General features: G+C 42.7%; 15 protein-coding genes. 2 read left to right on the top strand and 13 right to left on the bottom strand.

The features are described 5' to 3' along the window. Positions 1 to 101: 101 nt before the first annotated feature. Both E7303_RS06295 and E7303_RS06290 read left to right on the top strand, forming a co-directional pair. Positions 102 to 731 (top strand): response regulator, encoded by a 630-nt coding sequence (locus tag E7303_RS06295; protein WP_292144351.1) that lies wholly within the window; start codon positions 102 to 104, stop codon positions 729 to 731. Between the two features lie 19 nt (positions 732 to 750). Further along, entirely contained in the window at positions 751 to 2,529 is a 1,779-nt protein-coding gene (locus tag E7303_RS06290; RefSeq protein WP_292144350.1) for a sensor histidine kinase, read from the top strand. A gap of 219 nt (positions 2,530 to 2,748) precedes the next feature. Here E7303_RS06290 and E7303_RS06285 read toward each other — a convergent pair whose 3' ends face one another. The 13 genes from E7303_RS06285 to E7303_RS06225 form a co-directional block, all read right to left on the bottom strand. Further along, entirely contained in the window at positions 2,749 to 3,720 is a 972-nt protein-coding gene (locus tag E7303_RS06285) for an ArdC family protein (protein WP_292144349.1), read from the bottom strand. A 27-nt stretch (positions 3,721 to 3,747) separates the two neighbouring features. Continuing rightward, complete coding sequence (locus E7303_RS06280) at positions 3,748 to 4,041, bottom strand: SpoVG family protein (RefSeq protein WP_292144347.1); 294 nt, start codon at positions 4,039 to 4,041, stop codon at positions 3,748 to 3,750. 132 nt (positions 4,042 to 4,173) lie between these two features. Next, a complete protein-coding gene (locus E7303_RS06275; protein ID WP_292144346.1) occupies positions 4,174 to 5,346 on the bottom strand; it encodes a relaxase/mobilization nuclease domain-containing protein in 1,173 nt (390 codons plus the stop codon). A 99-nt stretch (positions 5,347 to 5,445) separates the two neighbouring features. Next, complete coding sequence (locus E7303_RS06270; protein WP_292144345.1) at positions 5,446 to 5,730, bottom strand: hypothetical protein; 285 nt, start codon at positions 5,728 to 5,730, stop codon at positions 5,446 to 5,448. 95 nt (positions 5,731 to 5,825) lie between these two features. Continuing rightward, a complete protein-coding gene (locus tag E7303_RS06265; RefSeq protein WP_292144344.1) occupies positions 5,826 to 6,158 on the bottom strand; it encodes a plasmid mobilization protein in 333 nt (110 codons plus the stop codon). Next, entirely contained in the window at positions 6,115 to 6,453 is a 339-nt protein-coding gene (locus tag E7303_RS06260; RefSeq protein ID WP_292144343.1) for a hypothetical protein, read from the bottom strand. The genes E7303_RS06265 and E7303_RS06260 overlap by 44 nt, the downstream gene beginning before the upstream one ends. After that, complete coding sequence (locus E7303_RS06255; protein ID WP_292144342.1) at positions 6,450 to 6,674, bottom strand: hypothetical protein; 225 nt, start codon at positions 6,672 to 6,674, stop codon at positions 6,450 to 6,452. The genes E7303_RS06260 and E7303_RS06255 overlap by 4 nt, the downstream gene beginning before the upstream one ends. A 61-nt stretch (positions 6,675 to 6,735) precedes the next feature. Then, a complete protein-coding gene (locus E7303_RS06250; RefSeq protein WP_292144341.1) occupies positions 6,736 to 7,401 on the bottom strand; it encodes a DUF4366 domain-containing protein in 666 nt (221 codons plus the stop codon). Continuing rightward, positions 7,385 to 7,654 carry a DUF4315 family protein gene (locus E7303_RS06245; protein ID WP_292144340.1) on the bottom strand — a complete coding sequence of 90 codons (270 nt, stop codon included), beginning with the start codon at positions 7,652 to 7,654 and terminating at the stop codon, positions 7,385 to 7,387. Before E7303_RS06245 ends, E7303_RS06250 begins: the two co-directional genes overlap by 17 nt. Positions 7,655 to 7,677: 23 nt before the next feature. Further along, a complete protein-coding gene (locus E7303_RS06240; RefSeq protein ID WP_292144339.1) occupies positions 7,678 to 9,441 on the bottom strand; it encodes a C40 family peptidase in 1,764 nt (587 codons plus the stop codon). Between the two features lie 4 nt (positions 9,442 to 9,445). Next, a complete protein-coding gene (locus E7303_RS06235) occupies positions 9,446 to 11,875 on the bottom strand; it encodes a VirB4-like conjugal transfer ATPase, CD1110 family (protein ID WP_330601635.1) in 2,430 nt (809 codons plus the stop codon). Beyond that, positions 11,844 to 12,245, bottom strand: coding sequence for a PrgI family protein (locus E7303_RS06230; protein WP_022766160.1), 402 nt, complete (start codon positions 12,243 to 12,245; stop codon positions 11,844 to 11,846). The genes E7303_RS06235 and E7303_RS06230 overlap by 32 nt, the downstream gene beginning before the upstream one ends. Positions 12,246 to 12,264: 19 nt before the next feature. Continuing rightward, positions 12,265 to 13,014: VirB6/TrbL-like conjugal transfer protein, CD1112 family (locus E7303_RS06225; RefSeq protein ID WP_292144338.1), on the bottom strand; the 750-nt coding region annotated here is incomplete at its 5' end.

Raw genomic sequence — 13,014 nt, 5'->3', positions numbered from 1 at the left:
TCGAACAAATTGTTCCATTGAATCGTTCTGTTGAAGTAACTCTATACATCTTTTTTTGGTATGATAACAATTGTAGAAAACACAGGGAAAGAAACAAAAAAATGGATAATTACAAAATTCTTGGAACTAATATCAGATTTTTTCGTGAAAGAGAAAAACTTACTCAGAACGAGCTTGGTGAAAAGCTGTTTGTCAGTGGCAGATGTGTCGGTTATTGGGAAAAGGGCCAGCGCAAGCCTGATATAGACACTCTGAGAAGAATCGCAGATATTCTTAACTGCGACTTTGACGAACTTATTAATCATTCATCAGATGAAGAATCCAGACCCAAAGTCATTCTTGTAGAAGATGAAAAGACTATCCTGAAATGCTTTATGAAACTTCTGAAGGAAACACTTCCGGGAGCAAATGTCACAGGCTTTGATAACCCAGGTACTGCTCTCAGATATGCAGCAAAAACGAAGATAGCTATAGCCTTTCTTGACATAAAACTATATGGTTCAAGCGGCATCGATCTGGCAAAGAACCTTGTAGAAATTAGTCCGGATTTAAACATTATTTTTTTAACCGGCTACCCGGAATATGCCAAGGATGCCCTTGACATTTTCTGCAGTGGTTATGTCTTAAAGCCGCTTACTCGGAAAAAAATTCTTGAGCAGGTAGAACACCTCCGGTATCCGATTAAGATGAATAACATATTGGCACCGGATTCAAAAGAAATATACCCATAATCAAGGAGTCTTTGTTTTTATGTCAAAAAAGATATATAAAGCTATTAATCTGGCACTTCTTTTCATATGTATTGCCGGACTTATTCTTTTAGCCGCCGTTCACATAACAGCTGACGATCAGATTTATGCCGCCTCTTCCTATTCCTTCTTTATGCTGGAGCCGGAAGCAGAAGAAACACAGCCTGTTGACAGCGATGCCGGTATTTACAGAACCTTTTCATTTACTATTCCCGATAATACCATGACACAGAAAGGCATGGAGCTGTCCTTATATCTGAGGCAGACCTCCGCCAGGGTTTACCTTGGCGAAGATACCGGTCTTGATGCAACACATCTGATCTACAATTCAACCCAGAGCGGCAAAGATCATATAAGCCGCGCCACAGGAAACTACTGGCTGTCTGTCTTAATGCGGCCTGAGTACGCAGGAAGAAAACTTAAGATTGAGCTGTATCCCCAGTACAAGGATGTTGCAGACCTTTCTCCCAGACTGCTCATAGAAGGGCACCCGATTTTCATCGTCATTAATCACGGTGAACTATTAAGGCATATTATTCTTCCAAAAGATATGGCAGGTATTATCATAAGTCTTGTGGAAGTATTGGCTGGTCTGTCCTTTATTCTGTTGATATTCCTGTCTGCTTTTTCTGCTTCCGGCAGACAAAGATATATCTGTATGTCTGCCATCGCCTTATCCTCCGGAATATGGAAACTCACAACATTAAAGACCACAGCCCTTATTACCGATCAGTTTCTCCTAGCCAGGGAAATCTGGTTTATAGGAGCAGTTCTTTATATGCTGTTGCCTGTCTTTGTCATGAGCTATTTCTTTTTCGAAAAGAACTCGGCTAAAATCAAAAGAGTCCCTTTGGTCATCTTTACTTCCTATGTGGTGATTGTAACTGCTGCCTTTGTACTACAACTGTTTAATCTTGTTGAACTGTATGCTGTCTTAAGGCCACTGGCTTTTCTGTCATCTTTCATGATGATTATCATGGCTCTGTCCATGGGCTTTTCAAAAACAGAACTGATCTGGCTCATGCCCTATCCTTTTGCTATACTTGCAGATAATCTGATATATCTTTTCACAAAAGATGATGATACTGCTCTATTTATGGTCTCATGGGTACTTATCTCTCTTTTGGGAAGGGGATATTTGTTTGTTCGAACTTCTATCAGGCAACAGAAGGCACTTATAGAAAAAGAAAATGAGCTGAGACAGTCTCAGATGCAGGTACTGACAAGCCAGATAAAGCCACACTTTATCAACAATGCCTTAACTTCCATATATGCCCTGACAGAGTCTGACCCTGAAAGAGCTCAGACAATGATCGACAATCTCTCACAGTATCTGTCCTCAAACTATATGTCAGTTATCAAAACAGAGCCCGTTCCGTTTTCTGATGAACTCTCCTGCACAGAAGCATATATTAAAATACAGAAACTGCGTTTTGGAGAAAGGATTGAGATAACCTATGACCTTCAGGTCACAGACTTTATGCTCCCACCTTTCACATTACAGCCCTTGGTCGAAAATGCGATAAAATATAACCAAAAAAACGATTGCCCGCTTCATATCATTATCAGAACCGTACGGGAAAACAATTATATCTCTCTTACAGTGGAGGATGACGGTAATAACACAATCAGCTCCGATGAAACCGGCACCGGAATAGGTCTACAAAACATAAAGAGGCGCCTATACCTTATGTGCCGTGGCACACTCGAATTTACCAAAGCTGAAGCTAAAGACAATGCCATGGGAGCACTTGTAAAGATAACTATTCCATTGCAGTAGCTCTGAATGGTCCCCGGGGACGGTGGCAATGCCATTTAGATAAGGATTTCCCATCCCTAATTTTGAGTAAAATGAATCATCAGCTGACGATAAAAATGGACCTGAAATTATCATGGCATAATAACCATCCCCGACATGATTCGGAATGCAAAATTATCATCAGCTGATGAAAAAATCAAATTGCCATTTCCATTGAATGCTTAGCCTTTACAGGTTTATCTACTGACATGTCTTTTTGCTGCTCGCATGCTTTTTAACAAAGTTCTGCTTTTCCTTGCCTATCTCCTCTATGCCAAGCTCAGAATTCAGTTCTTTTATCATGGAAGAGGCAGTTTTTCTGATTGTCTCCATAGAAGCCTTGAGTTCCTTTGTATCCTTGCCCTCACTCCAGGATGCAATATAGCCGAAGGAATAGTCAGATGTGTCGATACCATAATGCTGGCATACAGTATAAGCAACAGACTCCGCTATCTGTTCTGAGTCACCTCTTGATCTCTTTTCAAGGCCCTCTGCAGAGATTTTGTCTCTGTCATCAAGCCTACTGTGAACCTGCTCATGAATCAGAGTCTTGATAGTCTGAGCCTCTGACATATTCTCCTGCACAACAATCTTCTTATCAGACATACTATAGAAACCCTTGGCCCCGCTATCAATATTTCCAAATTCAATTGGAACTATAGATATAGTCTTCAGAGCATCAATCATCTTTTCATAATTCTCAACCTGACCGCTAAGTTCCTTCACGCCGATTGCAGGAAGTTCTTTGCCATCAGTATCAGATACATCAAACACAGTCGATACTTTAAATCCTGCAGAAACATATTCCGGCTTTTTATCAGGATGCAGGATTTTATAATCCTCCATGCTCTGACTAGGCGCCAGTACCGGAATCATATTATCCTTTTCCTGCTCTTCTTTCCTTTTGACCACGGGAGAAATGATTTTGATACCCTTGGCCCCCTTTTTGACATATCTTCCAAAATTTCTGTTCCAGGCATGATACCCTGCAACCAGAGTCGCATCCGGTCTCTGCATAGCTATCAGTAATGTATTATTGAAACTGTAGGTATGAAACTTTGCCATGGTACTAAGATACTTCTTATAATTCTCGGAATTAAAAAGGTCATGGACACCCTTCTCAAGTTTATCCATGACCGCATCCATTTTGGACTTTTCAAATTCTTCGTTCATATATGCGCCTCCCCGTGTTGCAGATCTTTACACCTCAAACGAAACATCTTCACCACTTTCATAACTCTGAAGGATACTCTCCTGAAGTCTTTCCCTAAAATCCCTGGTGATAGGATATGCTATGTCCTTGAACTGAGCCTTTCCATTTTCATCCAGTTCTTTCATCTTGTAACTGGGCATGGACATAAAAAGGTTTCCGGCCTTGCTCTCTACAATGGAAATATTTCTTACGGCAAAGCTCTCTCCAAGTGTAACTGTCGCTACTCCCTTTACTCCGTTTACTGCATTTTCAAATGCCTTTGTTCTTACGTTTACTCTCATTGTTGTTTCCCCCCCTCATTTTTTTAATTGATCTATTTCTTTTTCTCCGGGTCATTCTCCCGGGACGACCACAGCCTTTGGCTGGGTCGCATGCAAGCAGTGCATTTGTCAGACAAATGCGTTTTGTGGCTTTTACAACGAGGTCTCCGACCTCGAGTCTCGGCTTGTCTTCGACTTCGCCTTTTCTCTCTCTTCTGTTTCCTTTTCAGTCATCAGAAGTTCGAGGTTCTTCCTTGCAACAAGGTAATCTCTGGTGTCTTTTTTAAGCTTTACGTATTCGGCAAAATCAGTTTTATTCTCTGCAAGGAGCTCCCCATACTGATCTCTTAGGTCTTTCATTTTTGGAGGTTCCCCATCTGCATACATCCTATAGATTCCTCTTGCCCACTCATGCTCCTTTAGTGCATCTTCATGTTCTCTGTAATAATCACTACTGTATTTGCTATTCTTATAGCCGGTGTAGATTTCTTTTGTTTTGGCATAGACTATGACGGCTCTTTGCATTTCCTTGTTGGCAGCCATCTGCTCCTGACGCTTCTTTATCCTTGAGTTCAGAGCATCAAGTTTAGGCTGCATCTCATCTGTGATCTTCACAAGTTCCTCAAAAGATGAAATGCCATGTTCTTCCAAAAACAGTAAAACCTTTGCACGCTGTTTTAAGTTAAATTTCCTGGCCCAATTCTCATAACCTCTGCCTTTTCCTTCACGCATTTTCTTTTCGACATCCACAAGGAACTTTAAGCTGTCCGGTGATCTGTCTTTCCATTTCGGCTTGTTATTTTTTGCTTTAAGCTTTTCTTCATAACGGCTCTGAATGACAGAGAGGTTGTTCTCAATACATAAAGTGTCTGAAATCCTGCCAAGAGCAAGTCCAGAGAAATAAAAATTCCTAAATCGGCTCTTTCCATCAATCGATACAGAGTTGAACACCACATGATTGTGAATATGATGCCTGTCGGTATGTGTGGTAACGATAAATGCATGCTTCCCTTTGGTAAACCTCATGGCAAGCTCATACCCTATCTCATTTGCCTTTTCCGGTGTTATCTCTCCGGGCTTAAAGGCCTGCCTGATCTGGTAGGCGACCACATCATTTTTATGAGGCCTGCGTATATTGTCTTCATAGTCTCTGCGTGAAAGAAGAAATTCCCCAAGTATGGTATTGGGATCACAACCATAGGTGCTGACATACTTTTCATCCTCGGTCTTACGGGAGTCTCTCACATAATCTATGCTTCGCTTAAGACACTCTGCCACAGTTTTGGTTTTCACATGATGCAGTGCTATCAGTCTTGTTGCTGCCATGAATGTTCTCCTTTTCTTGCTCCAGGGCATAATAAAAGCAGCCCATATTTTCAAAATACAGACTGCTCTCATACGCCATATTTTAGTTGTTATTTCCTATCAGAAATCCTGATAAAGCTCAACCGCCATATCAAGAAGATGCTCTCCAAATCCAATTGCAAGCATTACCGTCGATACCATAACACCGGCAATAAATACCATCAGGATTCCGAAATAAATGTGAGATGCTATGCAGTAGATCATAAGGCCGGCTCCTATAAGGAACATGAGTCCTGCCACAACTCCTGATATGTTCATGAACATCTTAGCAAACATATTTGCAGTAAATACTATCAGAAATAACGGAAAGAGCATGATCTTAAGTGCGATTTTTATTATAGTCATATGATGCCTCCAATCCCCTGTTACTCAGGTTTACGTTTCCTTTGCCATAATGATATGTCTGCAAAAAGTATCTGCCAAGTTTGCCGATTGTAAAGCTACCTGATCTGAGAAAAAGCTATCATCATGTTTTTGGTATGCTCCCATATCTCATCGAGCCTCATCTTTAAGTCTTCCATATCTGCAGCATATACATCACCAAAAGCATTGGCTTTTTTTGCATACTGATTCAGATTGTTGGAGCACATCCTCAGAAGATAAACAATCTCACTAAAATCATCTGTCTTAAGCCTGACACAGTAGCCGTCAAGGATCATCTTTCTAATATACATGCTCATGCTGCTGACACCGACCTCATCCATCTTGGCAAGAAGCCTTGCGTACTCCTCATCGGCCAATCTCACGGTAACTTTGTGTGTGCGCTCTTGCATGTTTTCTCTCCTTTGCTGCACTCTCTTCCTCAATTGCTCTGTCTCTGGCTTCCTCATATTCCCTGGCCTTAGTGCTGGACAGTTCAGTGGTTACATCACCATCACCATCGCTGTCATCTGGAGCTGCATTGATCATGCCTTCGAAGTTATTGTCGCTGCCTTCAACGATATCCTCCACAGATTTCAGGTAATTTTTTTTGGAATGAATACTGTGCTGCTCCAGGATAGATTCTTCTTTTTCTGTAAGTTCTTCTTCCTTATGAAGTCTGTCATTTGCTATATCAAGTCCGCTCATGCAAGTACCCCCTTTGCCTTCTTATAGTTCTCGAGTTTCTGAAGGACAGAATCCCTGCCGTCTGTTTTCCCGCGCTTTATGAGCTGTTTCTTTTTCTTTGTCTCTTTCTTTTTGGCATCTACCACCTCACCCATTCTGAAGCTGTAGCTAGAAAGACGGTTTGTGATTATGTCCACCTTTTCCTCTGCAGTCAGATTCTCATTTACTTCTGCTTCGATCATGGTTATTTCCCCCTTTCTAAAAGCAGCTGCAGACATAGAATCTGCAGCTGTCAATTGTGTATCATTCCTCAGGATTTTCATTCTCCTCAGGAACATTATCGAGAACATTTTTCTCTTCATCCTCCTGGAAGTCCTTATCAGGATCTTCTTTTTCCTTATGGATGAACTCATCCCTGTTGGAATAAAGATAGAAGCCGCCTGCACCTGCAAGGAGTATGATAATAATGATAAGTGCTACCTTTGAGCCGCCCTTCTTTTCCGGTTCAGGTTCAGGCTCTGGTTCTTCTTTTGGCTCTTCAACAACAGGAGCAGGAGTCTCTTCCTCGTCAGTCTCTCCCTTGAGCTCTTTTATCTCATCCTCATCAAGAAGAGATAAGATATCCCTTTCATCCACAAGATTCAGGAAATGGACTGTGTTCTCTCCTTCATCGTCCCTGTCGATAATGATATAAAAGATATTACCGTTCTTGGTGGTAACAGTAATGAACTGCTTGCCACTTTTATCCGGATCACCGTAGTCATCCACGATTGTAAGATTTCCGTCCGGAGTAAGCGGTCCCATCTTCTCTGTCTCGTCCTCTGCAGGAGGTTCAGGCTCAGCCTCCTCCGCTTCTATATCAGCCGGGTCAACCTGCGCATAGGCGGTGACGGATGGTCCAGTCATTCCAAAAATAGTAGTAGTGATTACTGCTGTTTTTAACAGCCATGTCTTAATCTTCAGTTTCATCTGTGATCTCCTCCTCATTTACTATTTCCCCTACACTTTTGTCACCGGGCATGTTACCCTTTGTCCTTGTGTAGGCTATGAGCTTTTGAAGCTCCTCAGGAGTAATGTCTGCAGCCTTCATCATGTCATGGACTGCAGTTTTTTCTTCCTCCTGGCATTTCTTTTCAAGTGCCCTGACCCTTGCATCGATCTCAGCCTTTCTTTCTCTGGCTTTTGCTAGTTCAGCCTTGTATCTGTCTAATCTTTCAAACATTGCTCTCCCCCTCTCATGAGCTGTTACTGTTCCGGAAGCCTGCCATAGCAGAGGAAGTGATTTCTCCAGTACTTTGTAGTTACAGATGTGTAGGAAATCGGATTGCCGCAATGGATCATCATTCCATTTCCGACATATATACCCACATGGCTTGCCCCCGGGGTGTCATAGGTTCCCTGGAAAAAAATAAGATCTCCCGGCTTTGCTTCATCCGATGAGATCTGCGTACATATCTTCCTGAGTCCCTGTGCAGTTGTCCTTCCTACATGCCATCCGCTGTGGTTTATCACCCAGCATACAAAACCTGAACAGTCAAATCCTGTTGACGGGCTGCTTCCACCCCAGACATATTCCCGTCCAAGATACTTCTCGGCCTCCGCTATCATTGCTGCAAACTGTTGATCTGTAAGTGCATCCCCGGGGATGCTGTAATCCTCTTCATCACCATCACCGTAAACATCCTCAAAAAGGTACTCTTTGTTACCTCTGGTATACATAAGAAGTTCATAGTGGTCTTTTTGCTTATCAGTAAGCCCTGAGTGAGCTATCACGTAATCCAGACCTTTATTATCAAGCTTCACTTTAAGGATCTTGACTGTATATTCTTCATCCTCCTCGTAAGTGTAGTCTTCATAGTAACCGCCATCTTCATGATCCTCGTCATCCACCCATCTCTTTCCTGTCTTCTCTACAGTTCTGGTCCTGGTTTCTTCCCTTGACGAATAAGTGAGCTTATACTGCTTTTCAAACAGCTCTTTTATGATATCTTTCATGTCTTTTCTTTTATAATCATCATATTTTGCTGTAAGAAACGCAGCTAACTGAAATGGGTCATGCCCTATCTCATCAAGCTCGTACTCATACTCATCATAGTCAGGATAAAGAGTCTCAGTATCTTCTATGGTATCGCTGAGTTCTTTTTCCAGCTTCCGGTAATCTTTCTCTACTCCGGTTATGTCCTCATCATAGGCAGAATAAGAAGAGACTGCTCCGCCATCTGTCATTGCCGGCATGACTAGAGAACAGCTGCTGAGCATTGTGGACAGCATGATAATGATAAGCACCACGATTATGATGGCTACAATGAGCTTTGGATTGTCCCTGACAAAGTTGGCGATTGCTGCAGCAAGTTCACTTATCTTTTCGGACAAGCTGTTTACTAAGTCTTCGAGTCTTGTGATTCCTCCCCTTGCTGCCTGTCTTTCTTTTTCCCTGTCATAGTAGGACTTCCTGACTCTCTTTTTCTGTGCTGCTCTGGACTTTGGATTTGATCCGTCCTTGGGATTCTGTTCATTGGCATGTTTCTTTTCTTCTTTATGCTCACGCTTTAGCTTCTGTCTGTAAGAGCTCTCCTTTAACATGTGAGCGGCTTCTTCCGAGCCATGAGCAGCATCATTTATGATGTCTTCAGAAATGCTGTTATCACCATCATCAGAAGATTGGCTTTTCCCAGCCACATCAGATGCTGTGCTTGCAGCTATAAATGCAGCCCTTCCTGGGCCGATAGGAGATTTCCCAAGGTTCTGACGACGGGCTGCTCTTTGAGCTTCCTGCGCTGAAACTGTCTTTTCCCGGGCTTTCATCTGGGCCTTTACTCCCAGCAGTTCTTTTGACTGCTCCCTTCCCTTTAGGACCTTCTTAGTGATATTTAGGTCCTCTGCGGATGTTCCATCTGATCTTCCTGAAGCTGTAGAACTGCCCCTTCCATGTCTTAGCTTTTTTCCAAATTCTTCCTTCATGGAGGACTTCGTCCGAAGCTTACTTTTCTTGCGCTTTCTGTCATCCAAATCTTTATGCTCCCTTCTCTTCTTTGTACTGGGCAAGCTCATTAGGCTTGGTCGTAAGGATTCTGTATAGCTCTATGTCTTTTGGGAAATGATCCGCAAAAGGAAGTATCACGTTCCCAAAGAACAAAAGGCCTTCTCCTTCACCTGCCTGTGTCACATATGAAAGCTGATGGTCACTGATCCCAAGTTTCTGTGCCAGGATATTTCTGTCCCCGGTCGCCTGATTGAGCATATAGATGAACTCACAGTTTTCCAGGATATTTTCAATCTCAGGAGATGAAAGCAGGTCTTTGACGTTCTGCGTTAAGGCGGTCGGAATGCCTCCCCACTTACGGAAACGCTTGTATATTTCCACACTGTAGCTGGCTGTCTGCTTCTCTCTTAGGAGCAGATGGAACTCATCCATATAGTAACGGGTGCTCTTTCCACAGTCCCTGTTTGCAGATACTCTTCCCCAGACCTGATCCTCAACTATGAGCATACCCAGCTTTTTGAGCTGCTTTCCCAGTTCTTTTATGTCATAACAGACAAATCTGTTATGGACATCCACATTTGTTCTGTGGTTAAAGATATTGAGAGACCCCTTTACATAAATCTCAAGAGCAGTTGCAAGATTCCGTGCTTCTGACTCTCCCTGCTTTAAGAGCTCATTGTACAGGTCTTCCAGGATAGGCATGTTCTCAGGTCTTGGATCATCAAAATATCTGTTATAGATCTTGTGGACACATCTGTCTATTACAGTTATCTCAATGGGCATGAGGCCTTCTCTTCCGCCAAGGACAAGCTCGCATAGTGAAAGGATGAACTCTGCTTTAAGAGCTATTGGGTTGTCATCATCGGAATAGTTCTGGTTGATATCCATGGGATTGATATATTGCGTTGAATTGGCGCTGATCTTTATGACCTGGCCGTTGAACTTCTGCACAAGAGGTGCGTACTCACCTTCCGGATCACAGACTATGATGTCATCATCTGTAGCCAGCATGACATTGGCCATTTCTCTCTTCGCAGAAAATGACTTTCCTGATCCTGGTGTTCCAAGGATAAGCCCGTTGGGGTTCTTGAGCTTTTTCCTGTCTGCCATGATAAGGTTATTGGATAAAGCATTAAGTCCATAATAAAGAGACTCATCTCCTTCCTGAAAAAGCTCCTGTGTTGTAAAAGGGATCATGATGGCTGAGCTTGAAGTTGTCATGCCCCTTTGTATCTCGATATGGTTATGAGCTAAAGGAAGGCTGCTCATAAGCCCCATTTCCTGCTGATAATCAAGCGGAACGAGGATACAGTTATGCTTCTGGGCTATGCTCTTAGCCTGGAAAACATTGGCCTCAAGCTCACGCTCAGTTCTTCCGGTATTCATTATAAGGAATGTCATAAGGAACATTCTTTCATTCTGACTCTGAAGTTCCCTGAGAAGTGCCTTTGCATCTGTACCATAGGTTGCAAGATCAGAAGGGATGATGTCCATATCATAACCGGAACGGACAGCCTTTTTCTGCTCCTCAATCTTGTTCCTATCGAGCTCCGTAATCTTGTGCTTAACATTTTTGATGGCAGTATTCTGATCAATGGACTGCATGTTTATATTAAGGATCTGTGATGAATCCATGGAAAGAAAGTCTGCCAGCATCTCATCATTTATCTCTGATGCAGTAATTGAAAGAAAACTCATTGAACAGTACATGTTTCCCATCTCAAACATTCTCTTTTTAGGGAAAGCCAGGCTGCTCGGTACAATAAAGTCCTTAGGTCCGAGGCCCCTTTCAGCGCACCACTTCCAGTCAAACATGAACCTGTCATCATCACCCATGTGGAAGATGTCATGCATAAGCTTAAGACGCTCTTTTCCGTTCAGCGGATCTGCCATAACTCCAAGGTGCTTGAAGTTGTTCAGTATATCTATTTCTATGTGATTGAGTCTTGGCTTCGCCTCCTTTATTGAAGAAGCGTGGATGCCAAAAGTAAGGTACTTGGTCTTTGTAAGGCCGTTGTTACCTTTTTCGAGCTGTCTTTTCAGGACTCCTGAATACTCATCCCTTGTGATATTAAAGCCATCCTTCTTAAGCGGGATCCTTATGCTCTTTTCAAAGCTCGTGGCATCAGTGCTGACATTCATGAAAGTCAGTGAAAACTCTACTGAGCTGTCAAAAAAGTTAAGAAAACTGCACCACTCCTCAAACATGATGGTCTTATCCTCATCCTGAGCCAGCTTGTAGTTGATGTCCTGAAACTGGATCGTCTTGGAATAAAAATCTCCCCCTTCCCTGCAGATACCACTGGGAAACATCCTCTCAAAAGTCACGGATTCCTGCGCCGAGTGAGGCATGTTGTCGGACTTCTTTGCCTCATCAATGACTTTCTTTATCTGCTTCTTTTCCTCTGATGAGAGGCGGGCCGGGATCTTAAGATTTCTTTTCTTTCTCTTTCTGAACATAGGAAATAACAATGTCCTCTACCTCCTCTTCAAGTTCTTTCTGCCTCATGAGGGCAGCGTAATAATTCTGTGTCCTGTAGGGTCTTATCTTTGGTCTTTTGAATCGCCATGTGATCATATGACGAAGTATGGTCTCACAGTTCATCCCATCTTTTTCATATAGGGCAACAAAGAAAAAGGGCAGCATCACAGCCATCATGGTAAGCGTCGATGCGCTTATGTTCTCCGTTATCTTTTTTGTAATAAAAAAGAGCGGGACTCCCACGAGCGCCGCCAGTGAAAAGCATATGACCTGTCTTTTTGTGAGACCAAATACTATCTTATCTTTGACCCTAGTAAGATCCCTGGGCACTGATACAAAATTTGCCATACTCCTGTAACCTCCCTGTTTATCTGGCATTGAAGATACTCTTTGAAAGTGAGCTGGTCTTTAATAGCGAATAGCACAAAAGAACTGTGTAACCCAGGACTGCCCACATGGATCCGACAATATCAGACGAAAATGCTACAGACTGTATCATCACTGCGTAGATGGCAAGACATACCATTATAAGAAAGCCCTGAAATCCAAGTGCAAACAGGCCTCTTAAATAATTCTGTCCTATCTGGCTCTGCTCCCTGTTTCCAAATGTCGCAAACGGGATAGGCGCAAGGCTGATTGACAAGTATATTTCCAGCATCCTCCCATAAATGACCACGAAAATGAATGCCGATATGATCTGCGTTGCAATGCTCACAAACAGTACCTGAAAGAACAGTCCAAATATGGCTGCCATGTCCATAGCCTCAACAGTAGCTCTCATGGATGAAAGAGCTGAATCATCTATCGCAGTTGAGGCAGATATAAGGCCTCCGCTGTTATTTACAACATGCTGGGCAACATCAAATACCGCCATGGTTATATCAAAGCAGTGAGTTATCATCATTACTGCCACATATGTCTTAAAGATCCATTTAAAGAATATCCACGTTTCAAAGTTAGCCAGGTTATTATGTGCTATGACAAGCTGAATGAGCTCATAGCAGGCAATGAATGTAAGTATCATTCCCGCTATTGGCATTATCACCGTCTCTGACAGGTTCCTGATCATGTTAAATACAGCAGGCTGAAATGCAGATGGTGTTGTTGCCACCTGGGA

This window comes from Butyrivibrio sp., assembly GCF_015056685.1.
Taxonomy (GTDB): domain Bacteria; phylum Bacillota; class Clostridia; order Lachnospirales; family Lachnospiraceae; genus Butyrivibrio.
Note: the sequence above shows the minus strand (reverse complement) of the source record. Positions and strands in the feature narration are given on the sequence as shown.